Source organism: Actinokineospora diospyrosa (assembly GCF_024171925.1).
GTDB lineage: Bacteria > Actinomycetota > Actinomycetes > Mycobacteriales > Pseudonocardiaceae > Actinokineospora > Actinokineospora diospyrosa.
This window is the reverse complement of the sequence record NZ_JAMTCO010000001.1, coordinates 380,447-398,383: the sequence shown is the minus strand read 5'-3', so window position 1 is coordinate 398,383 and position 17,937 is coordinate 380,447. Positions and strand designations below refer to the sequence as shown.

Annotated in this window: 11 protein-coding genes; 5 read left to right on the top strand and 6 right to left on the bottom strand. The window is 70.1% G+C overall.

The genetic code is table 11. The features are described from left to right. The first annotated feature begins 178 nt into the window (after window positions 1-178). Window positions 179-1,342, top strand: a complete 1,164-nt coding sequence (locus LV75_RS01555; RefSeq protein WP_253884743.1) for a cation:proton antiporter — start codon at window positions 179-181, stop codon at window positions 1,340-1,342. On the opposite strand, the gene LV75_RS01550 is transcribed toward LV75_RS01555, so the two are convergent. Together LV75_RS01550 and LV75_RS01545 are read right to left on the bottom strand one after the other, a co-directional pair. Continuing rightward, window positions 1,323-2,459, bottom strand: a complete 1,137-nt coding sequence (locus LV75_RS01550; protein ID WP_253884742.1) for an aKG-HExxH-type peptide beta-hydroxylase — start codon at window positions 2,457-2,459, stop codon at window positions 1,323-1,325. The genes LV75_RS01555 and LV75_RS01550 overlap by 20 nt on opposite strands. Window positions 2,460-2,482: 23 nt before the next feature. Next, window positions 2,483-3,607, bottom strand: coding sequence for an FxsB family cyclophane-forming radical SAM/SPASM peptide maturase (locus LV75_RS01545; RefSeq protein WP_253884741.1), 1,125 nt, complete (start codon window positions 3,605-3,607; stop codon window positions 2,483-2,485). A gap of 217 nt (window positions 3,608-3,824) precedes the next feature. Between LV75_RS01545 and fxsA the strand changes: the two genes are divergently transcribed. From fxsA to LV75_RS01530, 3 genes are read left to right on the top strand one after another with little or no spacing between them, the layout of a single operon-like run. After that, complete coding sequence (fxsA, locus tag LV75_RS01540; RefSeq protein WP_253884740.1) at window positions 3,825-4,058, top strand: FxSxx-COOH cyclophane-containing RiPP peptide; 234 nt, start codon at window positions 3,825-3,827, stop codon at window positions 4,056-4,058. A gap of 53 nt (window positions 4,059-4,111) precedes the next feature. Then, window positions 4,112-7,807, top strand: a complete 3,696-nt coding sequence (fxsT, locus tag LV75_RS01535) for an FxSxx-COOH system tetratricopeptide repeat protein (protein WP_253884739.1) — start codon at window positions 4,112-4,114, stop codon at window positions 7,805-7,807. Next, window positions 7,785-8,702: a hypothetical protein gene (locus LV75_RS01530; protein ID WP_253884738.1), complete on the top strand. Its 918-nt coding sequence runs from the start codon at window positions 7,785-7,787 to the stop codon at window positions 8,700-8,702. The genes fxsT and LV75_RS01530 overlap by 23 nt, the downstream gene beginning before the upstream one ends. Here LV75_RS01530 and LV75_RS01525 read toward each other — a convergent pair. From LV75_RS01525 to LV75_RS01510, 4 genes are all read right to left on the bottom strand, one after another. Continuing rightward, window positions 8,695-10,668: a WD40 repeat domain-containing protein gene (locus tag LV75_RS01525; RefSeq protein WP_253884737.1), complete on the bottom strand. Its 1,974-nt coding sequence runs from the start codon at window positions 10,666-10,668 to the stop codon at window positions 8,695-8,697. The genes LV75_RS01530 and LV75_RS01525 overlap by 8 nt on opposite strands. A gap of 344 nt (window positions 10,669-11,012) precedes the next feature. Further along, complete coding sequence (locus LV75_RS01520; RefSeq protein WP_253884736.1) at window positions 11,013-12,380, bottom strand: ATP-binding protein; 1,368 nt, start codon at window positions 12,378-12,380, stop codon at window positions 11,013-11,015. Then, window positions 12,367-14,583, bottom strand: coding sequence for a hypothetical protein (locus LV75_RS01515; RefSeq protein WP_253884735.1), 2,217 nt, complete (start codon window positions 14,581-14,583; stop codon window positions 12,367-12,369). Before LV75_RS01515 ends, LV75_RS01520 begins: the two co-directional genes overlap by 14 nt. Further along, window positions 14,580-15,506, bottom strand: coding sequence for a hypothetical protein (locus LV75_RS01510; protein ID WP_253884734.1), 927 nt, complete (start codon window positions 15,504-15,506; stop codon window positions 14,580-14,582). The genes LV75_RS01515 and LV75_RS01510 overlap by 4 nt, the downstream gene beginning before the upstream one ends. 1,430 nt (window positions 15,507-16,936) lie before the next feature. Here LV75_RS01510 and LV75_RS01505 point away from each other — a divergent pair. Beyond that, complete coding sequence (locus tag LV75_RS01505) at window positions 16,937-17,704, top strand: vanadium-dependent haloperoxidase (protein WP_253884733.1); 768 nt, start codon at window positions 16,937-16,939, stop codon at window positions 17,702-17,704. Window positions 17,705-17,937 lie beyond the last annotated feature (233 nt).

The window sequence follows — 17,937 nt, the reverse complement described above, 5'->3', positions numbered from 1 at the left end:
CATAGGTCCTCTATGGACAGAGGATCGACGCTGGGGTCCCGGGAGCACCGGGAAGCCGATCACCTGTTCGGCCGGTCGGGTCACCACCCGTCGGGGGCAACGGTGGCGGGCCTGGTCGCGATACCATCGGTAGTCTGGTACCGCGAAGCGACCAACGAGGGTCGCCCAGGGGGACGTCATGTCTCAGCTATCGGTGGCATCGCCGCCTACGAGCGGTAGTCGCCTGCCGCTGGCCCTGTTGGCCATCACCGTCGTCTGCTGGGCTCTCGCGGACTTGATAGGTGTGGCGGATGTGCACACCGCGGGCGGGTATCACCTGGCCGTCATGGTGTTGCTCGCCGTAGGGCTCTACGGGAGCACGCGCGGCATTGTGCTGTCGGAGTTGCGCGGCAACATCGGTGTCGTCGTGCTCGCGGTGACTGTGGGTGTGCTGGCCAAGACCGCACTCATTGCCGGGGTGATGTACCTGGTCGATTCGCGGCCGGTAAGCCTCGTGCTGGGAGTCGCGGTCGCGCAGATCGACCCGTTGTCGGTGGCCGCGACGATGAACAGGCGGATGTCGGACCGGGCCAAGGCGATTCTGTCCGCTTGGGCGGCGTTTGACGACCCGGTGACGGTGTTGCTCGTCGTGTACTTGTCGGCGTTCGCCATGGACACGCCTGGTGTGTTGTCGACCGGCTTGGCGGACTTCGGCACCAGCCTGCTCTACAACGCCGTCTTCGCTGTGGCCGCGGCAGCGCTGTGGTCCCTCTATGTGCGGTACGGCAGGCCACGGATATCCGGTGCGCTAGTCCTCTTGGCGGCAGTTGTGGCTATCGGGTTCGCCGTGGTCGCTGTGACGCAAGGGCTGATGCTGGGTGTTGCGTTGGCGGGCTTGGTAGTCCGGCCGTTCGAAGGCAACCCCCGGGCGGAAGGGGTCGTCGAGAAGGCGTTGACGGGGGCGCTGTTGCTGGCAGGGGTAGCGCTCGGTGTGGTGCTCGCGGGCGCGGTGGGGCCAGGGTCCTTGGACTTGGTACTCAAGGGGATGCTGCTGGGTCTGACGGCGTTCGTGGCGCAGATCGCGGTGGGATCGCTCATCGCGGCCCGGCTGAGCCGCTATGACCGGTGGTGTCTGGCGTTGAGTCAGCAAAACGGCCTGACCGCGATAGTGCTGTCGTTGCTGCTAGAGACGAGCTTCCCCGGCACGGTCGCCGTGGTGGCCCCGGCGATCGTGGTGACTTACCTGTTGTTTACGGCCAGTCGGCACATCCTGGACCAGGTCGACAACGGCCCTAAGATCCCAGTGAACGTGCCGGCCAGGCGTGCGTGGATCGCAACTCTTCTTATGCCGCCGGTCCCCTAGACCAGCGACCGCGGTGCTCAGCCAGGAGCTCGGTAGCGGCTCTTAGGTCCGCAGCAGGTACCGACTCGGTAAGCCAACCTTGCACCTGCGCGCTGATCCGCTCAACGAACCTATAGCCCAGTGGTGTCAGCGCGCCGCTCGTAAGCAGGTCTTGGCTCGCCGACCATGTCGCGGTGCGCCACCGGGCGAACTCTTGGTGCGCTCGAGAGCTCTCGGCCACCTGCCTGCGCCGACGCCAGAACGCCGCGATGGCGAGGTGCGCGTAGATGCCGTGCAGCAGCCCCGCGACGGGCCGGGGATCGGTGCGCCACGGCGCGTAGAAGCGGCGGTCGTCGTCGACGTCGAACAGCGGGAACAGGTCCATCAGCACGGCGAGCTTGGCGTGGTGCAACTCGTGCGCCAACGTCACCGCGACCGATTCGGCGTCGGGGCCCAGGGACAGGAACACGCACCCGAGCGCGTCGCCCACGGTCGCGCTCATCTCCCCCGCGTCCGAGGGGTCCAGCGGCGCCACAGCGGTGACCACCACCGCCAACTCCCCAGCCAGCACCGGGTGGTCGGCGGCGATCAGCTCCCAGGCCCGCGTCACGCGCTCCGCCCAGAGCGGCAGATCAGGGGCCTGCGACAGCCCTAGGCCGTCCGGCAGCAGTCCGGGTGGCCAGCCGCCGAAGGTCCAGCGCAATCCTGGGGCCGGGACGAGCGCGGGGAACGGGCGCCACCGGAGTTGGTCGGTACGAACCCGACCGCTGACAGGATCAATTGGTCCTAGGGACGGCAAGACGCGGATCTCTTCCGGGAGCGTCAGGCTTACCCGAACGTCCGCCCGAATCGCGGCCGCTGCGGCTACCTGCGCCAAGCAGCCCACGGTGGCCAGACCGCGTTCGCGGCGCAAGAGGGTCGCGGTTGCCCATAGGCCCACCATCGGGTCATCCAACACGCGGTTGACGGCGTCCGGCGCGTGCTGGCGCAGTTCGCCCAGCACAGCGAACGCCTCGCTGTCGTTGGCCAAGAGGCGGATGAACGACAAGGTCCGGCTGCGGCGCGCGGACACCAAGAGCCTGGCGGCAGCCTCACCTCCACCACCAGCGGCCAAGTCGTCGAAGAGCTCCTCGGACACCGCGTGCTGGGTTGGTTCGACCGTCACTTCAGCGCGGCGAGGTCGTGTGCGAGCCGTGCCCGCACGTGGCTGGTCAGCCGGAAGAGGTCGGGGCAATACACCGACGGGTTCTCGAATCCGTGACCGGCGCGGTAGCGGTGCGCGGGATGCCCTCCTCCGCAACCCGCCAGCACCGGGCAAGCTTGGCACTCAGCGGCCAGCTTCTCCTGCGGTAGCACTACCGCGTCGAAGGGGTCCGTGGCGACGTTGAGGCCCGTGTCGACCGCGTCAGGCTCAACGGCGGCGATGATGTCCGACAGCTCTATAGACCCATCGGTGGCGACGACCAGCGGTGGCGAGGTCTGGTCACCGAGGCCCTCGACCCCGGAGCTCCCGCCCAGCCAGAGGGTCACCATTTCGGCGAACTGCCGCACCACGGTGGTCGGTGGTGACGCGGCGTACCACTCGTCGAACACCGGGATCAGCCAATCGGCGTACGGGGTCGCGAGAACCGGGGTCGCCGGGTCACCGGGGTGTCGACCGGGCGGGGGTGCGCTCCAGCTCCCGTGCGGGAGCAGGAAGTCGAGCACCGGCGGGTCGAAGTCGAGCAATTCCCGATAGCAGGCGAGCGGGTCCTCGGCGAGGTCGACCACGCACAGCAGGCCCGCGAACAGGTGCCGGAAATCCGGTCCGGCCAGTTTCCGCACCGCGGCGGCCACGATGTGGTGAGTTCCGGCGCCGTTGTGCCGTTTCCGATGTCGGTCGTGTCCTGCTTTTGTCCCGTCGAGGCTCACCCCGACCCGGACATTCAACTCGTCGAACAACCGCAGGAATGGTTCGTCCAACCGCATCCCATTGGTCTGCACGGTGAATCCGATCGACGCCGGGACGCGGGCCCGCGCCGCGCGCACCAGCGCCCCGATCCGGGCCGGGCCCGCCAGCAGCGGCTCACCGCCGTGCAGCACCACGTCCAGGTGCTCGATCCGGTGCGCCGCGGCGTGCTCGGCGAGCCGTCCGACCAGGTCATCGGCGGTGCGCTCGGACATCACCGCCGGTGCCGAGCGCCAGCGCGCGTCGGCCATCTCGTAGACGTAGCAGTAGTCGCACGCCAGGTCGCAGCGGCTGTGCAGCTTGACGACGAACTGGCGCGTCGGCGGTCGTACCCGCATCTGCGCTCCCCGTCCCCGTCCACCCCCGGTGGCCCCGACCGGGTTTCCCGTTCCATGTAACACGGCGGCGGCGGGTCGGGGTGTCGGCTGATCGGTGTATCTTCGGCCCGCACGGGCACAGCGCAACGCACCGGCCGATAGGGTCGGGGAAGTAGGCCACCCGATCGGGGGCTCGGACGGGTCGAACGTCGAGCGGCGTTCGCCGAAGGGGGTGCGGATGGACGGTTCGGGGATCGCGCCGGACACCGCGTCCGCGGATTCGGGTCCGGTGGAATCGGGCGTGTTGCGCTCACACTTGCTCGACGTTTCCGATATCGATTTCGCGAAGCTCGCCGCGCTGCCGGAGTGCGTGCTGCGGGAGTCGCTGGCCGGGGTGCTCGGCAGGCTCGCCGCGGTGCCCGACCGCTATCAGGCGCACCAGAGCTCGCTGTCGGGCGGCGCGTCAGGGTGATCGGCGGCCGGTAGCGCAAGAGCTTGAGTGGAGCACGGGCGGATGGGAGCGCGATGAGTCGGCCCACGACAGGCGGACAGGCCGTCCTGACCGTGTTCGTGTCCGTTGTGGACAACGCGGGTCGGGTGGACGCGGTCGCCAACCTGTGCGGTGTGCTCGCGGGCGCCGGGCGGCGGGTACTCGTGCTGGACTGGTCCGACGAGCTGACCTCGGTGCGCGACTACCTGCGGGTCTTCCACGTCGGTCGGCGGGCCTGCCCGGACGGGGTGTGGACCGCGGCGCAGGCCATGACCGGTTCGGTGGTCACCCGTCCGCGTGAGCAACGGGAACTGGCGACGCACGTCATCCCCGGCTTGAGCGGGTTGGTCGAGGTGCTCTCGGTCGCCGATGGGCTGCCGTCGCTCCGCCACGCGGGCCTGGACGAGCGCGCGCTCACGGACTTGCGGGCCGCTCTTACCTCTGCCGAGTACGACGACGTGCTGGTAGCACTACCTTCCGGCGGGCACTCCACGACGTTGCGCGTGGCGGGTGTCCTGGGCGACACGGTCGTGGTGTGTTTCGAGCCGCTGATCCCGACTCTGGGCGCGGCGGTCGACATCGTCGACGGTGTGCGCCGGGGCGCCCCGCTGCGGGTGGACATCGTGGTGGCGGCCACCCGGTTCCGCCTCGATGACGCCGAGCGCAGGGTCAACGGCTTGCGAACCGCGATCCGGCAGGCGTTTGGCCCGGTACTGCCACCGCGCTCCCGGCTGACCGATCCGTACGTGGAGCTACCTGAGCTGTCTTACGTCACCCCGGCGCCATTGCTTGCCGTGGTTGCGGAGGATGCCGACGATCTGTGGTCTCGGTACACGCGACTGGCAACGATGATCGACGCGGACCGGGGCATCGCACCGGAGCGGGTCAGTGCGTTGGTGCGCGACCGATATCGCCGGGTCGCGGGGGTGGACGTGGGCGACGAGCAACGGGTCGTAGTGACCGCGGAGCCCGCACTGCGACCCTGGGTGGACTGGGTGGCATCAGAGCTGGCCGAGGTCAATGTGCGGGTGTGCGCGGCCGATTCGCCGGACGCGGCAGACCTACCGGTGGTGCGGGTGGCGACGGCGAACTCGCCCACCGGGCACGCCGACGTCATCCTGCATCCGGTGACCGTGCCGGGTGGGCGGATCAGCGATTCCATGCTGAAGGCGGTGCGAGACCGGGTAGATGTCGTGCGTGAGCGGCTGTTCTCCGGCTTGGGCTACCCGACGCCGCCGCTGGCCGCGGACGCGTCACCGAAGATTCCCGGTCTGCCGTCACCACTGTTTGGCCTACCGGAGTCGAGCACCCGTTTCGGGCACCGCGATGTTGAGCTGGGCCAGTTGCGCAGCGCGCTCACTGAGGGCCAAGTGGGGATCACCACGGTCGCGCTGACCGGTGAGCACGGGGTGGGCAAGTCGGAGCTGGCTCTCGCTTACGCCCACCGCTATGCCTTCGCCTACGACGTGGTGTGGTGGCTCCCCGCGCAAGAGCGCCAGGCAACGCTTGTGCAGCTAGCGGAACTGGCGTCGCTCCTTCGCGCGGAGCCGGAGCACTACGGCAGCCTCGCCGCCCTCGACCGCTTGGCGGGTAACCCCGACCTGCGGTTCCTGCTGGTCTACGACGGCGTCGGCGATGTCGCGGAGCTGGCCGACGTCCTGCCCAAGGGCGGCCGTGGCCACGTGCTGATCACCGTGCCCGCGGCGACCGACGACCTCGTCGACACGGTGCTGCCGGTGTCCGGCCTGTCCACCGAGCACGCGGCGGTCCTGGTCGGGCAGGGCGCGGACGGCCTCCCGCTGGCTCTGGCGGCGGAGATCGCCGAGGAGCTGCGCAACTGGCCGCTGGCGTTGAACCTGGCCGCGAGCTGGCTCGGTGAGCGGGTGCGGGTGCTGACCGACGGCACCCGGGAGACCTACCTGGACATCTACGAGGCCGCCGAGGTCGCGGGCGCGGACCTGCTGGCGCGGTTGCGCGCCGACACGACCGGGCCGACCGCGATCCACCGGATGGTGCGGCTGGCCCTGGCCACCGCCCGCGCGCACGGCGCCGACGGGCAGACCAGCGCGGCGCCGGTGGACGCCCGGCTGGGCGCGGTCGCGGCCCTGGTGGCCGAGTACGGCGCGTTCCTCTCGCCGCTGGGGGCGGCGCTGGACCTGGTCCGGTCGCTGCCGTGGCGGGCCGAGCTGGGCGCCGAGGTGGCGGCACCGGAACTGCTGGTGTTCCCGCCGCTGATCGACCGGGCGCTCTGGCTGGGCGAGCGGTACGGGCTCTTCGAGGTCGACTGGGGCCGGGAGTGGGTGCGCGTCGGCGACGTGCTGCGCTCCACCATCGCCGAGCTGATCGACCCGCCGAGCCGCGACGCGCGCAGGCTGGCGGTGCTGCGCGCGCTGGCCGGGTACGCCCCGTTCGAGGTGACCGCGGCGCAGCGCAAGCGGTTCGTGGAGCTGGGCACGCACATCGAGCCCGCGGGCGCGATGCTCAGCGACGACCCGGCGGTGCGGCGGTGGCTGGTCAACCAGGCCCGGTTCTTCTTCTCCTTCGGCGGGGTCGGGGTGCGGCGGGCCGCGCTGGAGTCCGGGCTGCAGCTGTTCGAGGCGTGGACCGAGCGCTTCGGCGAAGAGGACGAACTGCGGCTGCGGCTGGGGACGCAACTGGCGAACTTGCGCCGTGAGCTGGGTGACCGCGAGGGCGCGTTGGCGATGGACGAGGCCGTAGTGCGGGTGCAGAAACGGGTGCACGGCGTCGCCGACCCGCGCACTCTCGCGACGGCCCGCGACCGGGGCGGCAACCTGCGCGGGTTGGGGCGTTTCGCCGACGCGCTGGTGCAGGACTCGCTCACCTGGCAGCGCCACGTCGACGTACTGGGGCCGGACCACCCGGAGACGCAGTGGGCGGCCAACAACCTCGCGGTGTCGCAGTTCCTCGCAGGCGACCCGCGCACGGCACTACGCACCCAACGCTCGCACCTAGAGCGGTTGCTGCGCCTCTATGGCGACTACCACAAGGACACCGTGTGGGCGCTGGGTAAGGCCGGCATCTACGCGTCGCAGTTGGGCCTGCCGGAAGCCGAGGCGTACCTGGAGGAAGCGGACCGGCAGGCCCGCCACTCGCATTGGAATGACCTGCAGTTGCGTGGCGGTATGGAGTGGCACCTCGGTATCGCGAAGCGGGGCCGGGATCCACGGTCGGCGCGAGCGGACATCAACAACGCGCTGCGGCACCTGACCACGGTCCGCCGGGACACGCACCCGGACCGGTTCGCGTGCATGTTGTCGCTAGCGGCGACGCAACGGGTCTACGAGTGGGAACCGGCGGAGACGGTGCGGCTGGCGAAGTCGGCGCTCACCGGGCTGGTGGACACGATCGGGTTGACCGAGGACCACCCGTTCGTCGGGTTGGGCCGGGTGGGGCTGGGGTTGGCACTGCGCGCGCGGGGTGCCGCCGAGGACGGGTTGGTGGAGGTCCGCGCGGGCTATGAGGTGCTGCTGGACCGGCTGGGCGGAGCGCACCCGTGGACGCTGGCGGCGGCGGTGGACCTGGCCGCGGCGACCGCGTCGGCCGGTGACCGACCGGGGGCGGTCGGGATCGCGGCCACCGCGCTGGTCGACTGCGAGGAGTACCTGGACCTGGACCACCCGTTCACCAGGGCGGCCGGGGACAACGCGCGGGTGGCCGAGGCGGGCACCGGGACCTGGAAGGTGATCGATGTCGACATCCCCCAGATCTGAGCAGGCCTGGCGGATCGAGACCGCCGACGAGCGCGCCGAGGTCCCCCCGGAGCTCTCGCGGCGGCTGCGCGCGGCCACGGTCGCCGCCCCCGGCCTCGACAGCGTCGGTTTCTTCGACCACGACGACTTCGTGTACGGGCTGAGCCGGGTGCCCGGCAGCGGCCGGTGGGACGCGTTGCTGCGCCTGGGGGTGCGGTTGGCGGTCGCGTGGCGCGCGCTCGACCGCGACCTGCAGCCGATGCGCACCGGCAGGCTCATCCGCACGGTCCTGGACGCCGAGGGCGGCGCGGTGTTCTGCGAGACCGTGCGCCCGGGTCGGCACGTGATCGGCTCGGTCACCGCGAGCGCCACCCCGCACGACCGCGAACGCGCCGACGCGGCCCTCGCCCAGGTCGTCGACCACCTGCGCGTCGAGGAGAACCTGCCGACGCAGAACCACGGCTCCTTCGCCGACGAGGGCACCCCGATCCCGGACGCCCCCGACCCCCTGCACACCACCGGCGACGGGGCCGCCCTGGCCACCCTGACCCCGGCCATCCGGCTGGACGGCCTGCACGCGCTGTCCTACTTCACCCGCACCGAGAAGCTGGCCGAGGTCGACTGCTTCGACGCCCCCGCGCTGGCGCCCTTCCACGAACTGGCCACCCCGGCCCACCGCCGAGCCCTGTACGACACCCTCGGCCGCGGCTTGTCCACCCTCGCCAACCAGCTCAACCAAGCCATCTCCCCAGCCCTGGGCGGCCGCCTCCAACGAATAATCCTCGACGTCCAATCCGGCGCCATCTACTACCGCCGCCTCCCCCGCCAGCACTACCTGGTCGGAATCACCCTCGACCAGACCCGAGTACGGCGAGCAGACCACGAAATGGACGCGTTGGTGGCCCAACTCAGCTAGGACAAGGCACATCCTCAGGCGCAACCCCAACAGCCCGCCAATCCGCTTGCTCACCAACCACCCGGCAAAGCCGCTGCACAACGCGCTCGGTGTCAACGTCCCAGATCCCGATCTTCCCGTCCTCGGCCGTGGTGATGAGCTCCCCGTCCGCGGTCCACTCGACATCAGAGATCGGTCCACTGTGGGCGGTGAAAACGGCGAACAGATCACCGCTGTCGGGATCCCACAGCCGTACAACCGAGTTCTCACCGGTGGCGATCAGGCGCGAGTCGGACGAGGCGGCAACAACGGTCGGCGGGATCGGGTGGTCACCGAAGGATGCCACCCGGGCACCGGTATCGATGTCCCACACGTCGATGTCCCGCCCGGGCCCCACGGTGGCAGCTCGGCTCCCCGACATCATCGCGAGGTCGTTCGTCGTGCCGGAACCCAGGTTGATCACCCGTTCCGAACGGAGATCAGGCAGTCCCAACACGCGCAACATAGAGGCCACCGCCGGCTCCTCCGATGAGCCCGCGGTCACAACAACCAGCCGCGCCTGAGCGGGCACCGATTCAAGAGCCAGCACCTGACCCATGTAGTCGAATCCGACCCGCGCCGACTGTTGCCCGGTAAGCGGATCGATCAACGCCAAGTCTGACATCCCGCGCTGCGCGGTGCCAGGAACGGGTCCACCGCTGATGGCTAAGTACTTGCCATCAGCGGTGAAGGCAAGTGGACCGATGTTTCGAGAGAACTGGATGTCTTGCAGTACCTTTCCTGCCAGATCGCTCGCCTGGACGGCAGCCGGAGAGACCTTCCGCGCGATCAACCCATCCGCGCTCCGCCTGACTCGGCCAGGAGCGTGGAAGGCCCCGGTCTTCGTCCGCGACCGCGAGGACAACTGCCACACGGCGAAGTCCCCCGTGTCGGCACTGACGGTCAGTTGATCACCGAGGCGCTCCAAGCGCGCGGCGCCGGACGGCCGGGACGCGATCCACCCGTGATCTCGTCGCCACAACACCACCGCTCGCCCCTGCGACACGAGCGCGGCTGTCCGACCATCCGCGGAGATGTCGCCACCCACCACCGCGGTCCCGGTAAGGATGTCTTCCGAAGACCACGTGTCGTACCGCGGATCCCAGACCTGGATCGAGCCGGAGCGGCTCAAGATCGCCAGCCGCGAGTCAGGACCAAATGCGAGCTTCCCCGGGTTCCAGGCGTTCGCCTCGGCTCGGAGGTCTCCCGACGCCGAGTCGCGGAGGGAGACCTTGGCTTGCGCGCCGTTCGCCATCGCCACGATCGCGCCGTCGGGACTCCACGCCGTGTACCACGGCCCACGGCCGGGTACCCGCCAAAGCAGCTGACCGTTGGCGGACAATAGCGACAGCTCCCCGACCAGGTGGTCGCCCACCAAGACTCCACCCCCATCTGGGCTCACGGCGATGGAGTCCGCCCGACGCACAGCCATCTCCCGCGTCACGCGCCAACCATCCGTGCTCCAGAAGCGCAGCACCCGTTGAGTGCCCGAGTGCACGACCAGGCTCTCGCCGTTGAGTTGCCAAGCGATTGCCCCCGAACCGCTGAGCTGAGCGACATTGCGCCCCATGCGGGCATCCCAGATCCACACCCGGTCGCTAACCGGCAAGGCGATGGCGAGCCATCGGCCGTCCGGCGAGAACTTCATCGCGGAATGCGGTTCAGCGGGCAGGTTCGTGGACAGCCGCGTGCGCTCGCGCGTGCGCCACACCTGTGGCGGCTCGCCCCCGCGCCCCGTGGCCACCATCGTGCCGTCCGGGTTGACCGCCACGTCGTCCACGCCCACGTCCCCGATCGTGCCGTCCAAACCGGTCATCGCGGCTTTCAGAAGCGCACCCCTGGCTTCCGCGGTCGGAGCTGCCTGCAAGGCGCGCAGGGCATACATGGCCGCGCGATCACCGGAGACCGCGGAGTTAGCGAGGACCGCGTACTGGCGGGAGATCGCCATCGCATCACTCGTCTGCGCACGGTGCCATTGATATGCAGCGACGGAGCCCGCTGCCAGGGTGAGAACGAGGATCACGGCCATGCAGCCGAGCAACCGTTTGAAGCGACGCAATCGAAGGGACTCGCGATGTGACTCGGTAGCAGCCGCGGAGCGAGAGGCGTGGACGAAGCGGCTTTCTGCTGGGCCTAGTAAGGCCATCCTGCCTGGTTCGGCGAGCAGCCAGGCCTGAGTAAGGGTCAGTTGAGCGCCGCGGTCGAGGCTGCCGGGGTCTTGGGAGAGGTCTAGCCAGGTGTGGGCTCTTTTGGAGAGCCTGTCGAGGAAGGGGGCAGATTCGGCGGCTTCGGCTAGCCAGGTCTGGAGGCGGGGCCAGGAGCGGAGGAGGCGTCGTGGGAGATTTCGGCTTGGTTGTCGGTGATGGTGACCAGGCGAGCGGCGTGGAGTTCGGTCAGGACGGGGCCCGCGATGAGCTCGACGGGGACTCGGCGGCGGCGGTGGGCGCCTTCTTCGCCCAGGGTTACCAGGGCGACCAGGACCGCGCGGACGTCGGGTTCGGGGAGGGATTCCAGGACCTGGTCGGCGGCTTCGACCAGGGCGCCGCGGACCCGGCCGGACGCGTGGTAGTCGGCGAGGGTGAGGGTGGTGCCGCGGTGGCGGTGCCAGGTGGCGTGCAGGGCGTAGCCGAGCAGGGGCAGGGCGCCGGGGTGGTAGTGCGGGTCCGGGCCGAGGTCGCGCAGGTCCTCGATCATCAGGTCGGCGAGGCCGTCCGCGAGGGTTACGCCCGCGGCACCCGCTGGGGCGGTGATCGCGCGGGCGAGTTCCTGCTCGCTCATCCGACCGACGGTGAATGTGTTGCCCTGTAGGGAGAACGCCGCCGAGCACAGGGCGTATGCGTCAGCGCGGAGGCCGATCACGACCAGGTGGTCACGAGCTGCTTCCCTTACCGCGGCGAGGAAGGCGCCGCGTTCGGGGTCGCGCTCCAGCAGGGCGTTCTCGAACTGGTCGATCACCAGCGCCGTCCTGCCATCCCCCAGCACGGCCCGCAATCCGGTCAACGGCGCACCGCGCGGGGTGAACACGACCCGGGGCCACGACGCCGATCCGGGAACCAGCAGCTCACCCCGCTCGATCGCCGGGACCAGTCCCGCGCGCAGCAGCGAGGACTTGCCCACGCCCGACACGCCAATGACGAAAAGTGGCTCTGTGCGGGGCTTTCCCAGCTCGGCCAGCAACCGTGCCAACGTGCGTTCGCGGCCGAAGAACACCGACGCGTGCCGGTCGGTGTAGGCGGCCAGGCCGGGGTACGGGCCATCGGCTCCCCAGTCGAGCTGGCCGGCCTCAGAGCGGGCCGATCGCATCCGTTGCCGGACACCGACCATCTCGGCGAGGCCACGGTTCCACTGCTCGGACACCGCTGTGCTCATCCCCGCCGCGGCCTGGCCCACCTGGCCCAGCAAGCCGCGGAACTCGCGGCGCACCGGGTCGGACAGGTCGCCCTCCGCCGCGGCGGCGGCCTGGTTGAACCGGCTCCACAGCTCGGGATCGCGCCGGAACAGGTCCACCACCCACTCGGCGAGCCGTGTCCGGTCCGGTGGTGCTTCGGCGAGGTCCGAGGAGTGCACGACCAGTTCGACGACCAACTGCTGGGCTTGCACGACGGGGCCGTGGACTGTGCTCCCGGTGACGTGGTTGCCGGGTGGGTCAGCGGTTGGCAACTGACTCGAGGACTGCTTCGCGGACTCGGAAGCTGAAGTCCGACAGCGCCCGTTCCGCCCGCTGGCGCACCGGGCCCGCGAGCAGGCCAGCTCGGACCAGGTCGACGAGGGCGCCGCGGGCGGGTAGGGCGTCGGTGATGTTGTCGTAGGTGTCGCACATGCGGTCGAGCAGGTCGCGTGCGGCGGAGTCCATTCGGGACTTGTGGGTGCCGTACCACTCGGTCAGCACGACGCGGAAGGTTTCCACGACTTGGCGCAGGAGCACGGCAGAGCCGGTGGCGGCCACAATGGACGGTTCGCGCAGGCGGATGACCAGGGGGTCGGCGGTGGCGATCACGTCGTGGGCGAAGACGCCGGGGTCGACGCGGATGTGGGCCAGGTCGTCGAGGGAGGCGGCGGCCTCGTCGAACAGTTCCGCCAGGGCGGCGGGCAGGGTGTCGTCCTGGACGCGGGCGGTCTCTCCGATGTGGACGGTCGCGGCGAGGTCGTCGACCCGGCGGGTGAGGGCTTCGGCGAGTTCCCGCTGGCTGGAGGCGATGCGGGCCAGCCAGGTGTCGAGCTGCCTGCGGACCCCGCCGAGCGAATCGTCGGACGCGGCGCGCGGCAACCGGGTGCGGGCGGATTCCAGGACCGCGGTGAGGTCTTCGGTGAAGCTGTGCGGGCGCACCACGAGCAGGTCGCGCTCGAGCGCGTCGCGCACCCGGACCACGGCCAGGTCGGTGGGCACACCGACGACGACCACCACGATCTCGGCGGCGGGAGCGGCGGCGCGCAGGGCGGTGATCCGGTCGAGCAGCCTGGCCACCTCGGCGTCCTCGACCAGCGACGGGGCGATCAGCAGGGCGGCCCCGCTGTCGAACTCGGGGAAGGTGATCCAGAAGTCCGCGCGCGCCAACGGCGCCGCGTCGAGCATGTGGTCGCGGCGCGGGTCCCAACCCCGCCGCTCGGCCAGCCGCCAGACCTGGCCGACGACGTCGTCGAGGTTGGGGGCGCCGAACTCGTCGGCCGCGGCCGCCTGCAGGATCGCCTCGTCGACGAGCACCTCGTGTCCCGCGGCGGTCGAGGCGTTGTCGGCGAGCCGGAATGCCTTGCGGCACAACCGGATCACGTCGCGCGCGTGGCCTCTGGTCAGCCTGCCGATCATGCGGATGGCGACCGGGGTGAACGGTTGGATGCCGTCGTACCCCAGGACCTGCCGGTGCGACTGGAGCACGAACTCGGTGATCTCGTCGTCGGTGAGCCCGGCGAGGTCGAGGCGCACCGGGATCCGCGCCCGCACCGCCGGGGTCAGCACCTCCCAGCTGTCGGGCAGTCCACACAGGACCAGGCAGGCGCCGGTGCTGGCGCTGACCGCGAGCAGGTCCTGGAACCGGGCCATCAGCGTGTCGTTGGGCCGGTGCCCGGTGGAGAAGATCTTGTCCAGCTCGTCGATCACCAGCACGAACCGGTTGCGCAGCCCGGCGAACAGCAGCGCGATGACCCGCATCGCCTCCAGGGCGGCGAGTTCGTTGTCGATGCGCCGGGTGATCCCCCGGTCGACCAGGATCTCGTCCGGCTCGCCGCCGGTGAGCCAGCGCCAGACGGCCTCGTCGAACCCGGACCGCAGCAGCAGGGTCAGCACGGTGCTGAAGTCGTGCTCGCCGGTGACCCCGACCAGGGTCTCCTGCACCCGCCGCAGCAGCGCGCTCTCCAGCATGCCCAGTTCGCGGATGACCCGCTGCGGGGTGACCTGCCCCGCGGTCAGCGCCCGCAGCGCGTCGCCGGAGAGCCCGGTCTCCTGCAGCGCGGCGGCGACCACGTCGGCGTAGTAGTCGCGGACCTGGGTGACCAGCGCGTCCTCGCCGACCTCGCGCATGAACCGCAGGTACAACGACAGGAAGTCCTCGGCGTTGGCGTCGAGGTAGATCGCCTTGGTCGGGCCGCCCAGCACGGCGCGGGCGTGCCGGACCAGCCGGACCGCCAGGTGGGTCTTGCCCATGCCGTAGTTGCCCAGCAGGGCGACGACCACCCCGGCGGAGGCGGGGTCGGCATCGGCGTCGAGGTAGTCGTCGAGCAGCCGGTAGGCGCGGCGCATGGCGTCGGTGACCACGGTGACGTCAGCGGTGGCCGCGTCCCCGCCGACCACCGAGGTGGTGGCGACCGCCATCGCGTTGTACGGGTTGCGCCTGCGCTCCCGCCTCCGGGTCGGATCGACGCCGCTCATGACTGGATTCCCTTGGTGTATCGATTCAGATCCTCGACGGTCACCGCGTAGGACTCAATGTAGTTCACGGCCTCACCGCGCAACATCTCGAACGTGCGCAGCAGGGTCCGCTGCAGCGTCTTGACCGACTTGGTGGACACGAGCTCGCTCACCGCGGCCTCGGTGAGCCCCGGGTAGCGCCCGGCCCCGCGGTGGCGGTCGAGCCGGTCGTCGACGAACCGCAGCACGTCGGGGCGGGTCAGGGTGCGCAACCGCAGCACGGTCGGCGGCCGGGTGTCCTCCAGGTCCAGCTCGATCTTGCGCACCTGCGCGTCGGTGAGCAGGGCGGACTCGGCCAGGTAGAGCACCCGCGGGCTGAGCATGCCGCTGGCGTAGAGCAGCACCTCGCGCACCAGGTCCAGGTGGTCGGGCAGCAGGACGACCAGCGCGAGGCTCGGGTCGAGCAGGGAGTCGAGCTCGGGCAGGATCTGATCGGGGTCCTCGGAGTCCAACTCGGGGGCGGCCGGGTCGACCAGGGCCTTCTCGTCGCGCAAGGCCCTGACCAGCCGCTGGCAGGCCCACCCGATCCGCGTCGCCACGCTGGATGACTCCAGCGCAAGAGCGTGTTTGCGCAGGTCAACGACCACAACCCGGGCATCGAGCGCCTCGCGCAGGGCCTCCCGCACCCAATGCGCGCACCGGTTGACCAGCGCGGTCTTGCCGCAGCCGGACTCACCGAACGCCAGCACGTAACTCCCGGTGGTCACAATGTCCTCGACCACATCGGGAGAGCCCACCAACCGCTGATAAGCCCGCGCGCTACCACACACGTCCACGTAGTGGTCATCGTGCTCGGGGTGGTCAATGGGACGCAGCGACAGCATGGCCTTGCTCACCCACCGCTGAGGCGGCACAAACGGGTTGAACGCGGGCCGCTCGTCCATCCCGCACCCGCCCCTCTCCCCCACACCAGCCAGCCACTCCAAGGCCGACCGATGCTACCCACCGCCCCACCCCCACGTCCGCCATTCCCCCCACCCCACCCCCCATCGGGCGTCACCACCCGCTCAGCCACCCAACTGCAGGAAAGCCCACCAGGGCCGCCCCACCCACCTGACCGACCGCTGAACACCCGGCATTCGCTGGGACCTGCCCGCCCCCGCAAGATCATCTGCCACAAGAGCCCCCGATATACAGGCTAACGAGAAAGCCCGACAGAACCGGGCCTGCGACCAAGGCCTGTGGACAACAGGGCACGTTGTGGACAACCACCCGCCAGGCCACCCCAACTCGACTCCGCCCCTGGACCCACGAAACCTGCTGGCGTCACCCCAACCCACCGATCCAACCCACCCAAACCCGGACACTCGGACGCAGCGATGCCAGCCCCGTCAGGACCGCCCCAGCCCACCCTGGCCAGCCCCGGAACACTCGGACCCAGCGGTGCCAACCCCTCCCCCCGTCAGGACCGCCCCAGCCCACCTGATCAGCCCGTGGACACTCGGACCCGTCGGTGTCATCCCAGCCCGCTCTCGTCGGCCCTGCCAACTCGCCCCCCGTCAGGTCCGCCCCAGCCCACCTTCCCAGCCCCGCGCAGTCGGACTCGCTGGTGCCAGGCCGGCTCGATGGGGCGGACTTGTTTTGCGTGGGGGGACAACACCCGTAGCGTCGTTCGCAGCAGGGCCTGCTTTTGGGCCCCTGCTTTGCGGTCCTGCCACGGGTGTTGTAGGGGCCCCACGCAAAACAAGTTCGCCCCATCGAGCTCTTCGCATTGCCGCGGATCGGACGCCGAGGTTGCCGCTAGGCAACGAGGCCGTCCGATCCAGGTCGCCGAGCTCGCCGCCAGGCGACGAGGCCGACCCCAGTCCTTTGTAGACCCCACAACCCCGTTCACCTGTTGGGCAACCTAGACACCCCCCAACCCACCATGGTTGAACAAACCATGCGATCCCACCTAGCAGCCCTAGCAGCACTAACAGCAGCCACCGCCCTCATCTCCCCACCACAAGCCCAAGCAACCCGCATCGACCTAGCCCAAGAGTGGTACGACATCACCGCTCGAACCATCGCCGCCGCACCCGCCCCCACCCAGATAACCAACAATCGAACATGGGCCATCAGCTGGCTAGCCGCAGCCCGGGCAGCCCGCCACGGCCACGACCGCACCTTCACCGAAGCAGCCGTAGCCACCGCCGTGCACGACACACTGATCAACCTGGTACCCAGCCAAGCCCCCGAAGTAGACCGCGCCCTAGCCACCACCCTCGCCAGAATCCCCAACGGCCCAAGCAAATCCCGCGGCACAAGCGAAGGTTCAGCGCAAGCGAAGCGAATCTTGACCGAGCGCTCAGGCGACGGCCTAGACCCCGCGTCAGTGAACGCGCCATTCGTAGTACCACCCGCCGCACCAGGCGCCTGGCGGCCGACACCACCCGCGTACTCCCCCGCGATCCAGTACGGCAACCGCGCGGCCAAGCCCTTCGCGCTGCGCCGGGCCGACCAGTTCCGGCCAGCCCCGCCACCCGCGCTGGACTCGGCGCGCTACCAGCGCGATCTCGCCGAGGCGCGCGACTTCGGGTCGAGCACGAGCACGGTCCGCACCGAGGCCCAGACGACGGTGGCGTCGTTCTGGTACCAGGGTTCGCAGCCCGCTTTCCTGACCCCGCTGCGGGTGGCGCTGACCGAGTCGCGCGGGTCGTTGACCGACCGGGTGACCCTGGTGGCCGTGTTCAACATCGCCGCGGTCGACACACAAATCGCCACTTCCGACGCGAAGTACACCTACTTGCTCTGGCGGCCGGTGACCGCGTTGCGGGCGGGCGGGTTGCCGGACTGGACGCCGTTGCACGTCACGCCCGCGCACCCGGACTACCCGAGCGGGCACGGGACGTACGCGGGGGTGGCCGAGCAGGTGCTGACCGCGCTGACCGGACCGCGCACCCGGGAACCGTTCGAGCTGACCAGCCCGACGGCGCCCGGTGTGGTGTTCCGCTACCAGGCTTGGCGGGAGTTGAGCCGGGACAACGTGAACGCTCGGGTGTGGTCGGGGATCCACACGCGGGTCGCCGACGAGGTGGGGGTCGAGTTGGGCCGGAAGGTGGGCCGCTACACGCTCGACGCCCTCGACCGGTTGGTCCGCTGAGCGGGGCGTCCGGTGCTGCGATAAGCCGAACGGGGTGCGCCGTTTCCGCGCGCTCGCCCAGCAGCCCGGGGACAATTGCGTCGTTCGGGTGAACTTCGGTGGTTGCACCGGACGCGGTGGCGGCGACGCGCGCGCCTTTGTCCGGAAAACGCCCAACGGGAGTGGACCACCACGGGGCCAGGACGCGCGCGCCGCCTGCCCGCAGCCGTGTTGATCTGGCGAATCGACCGGTC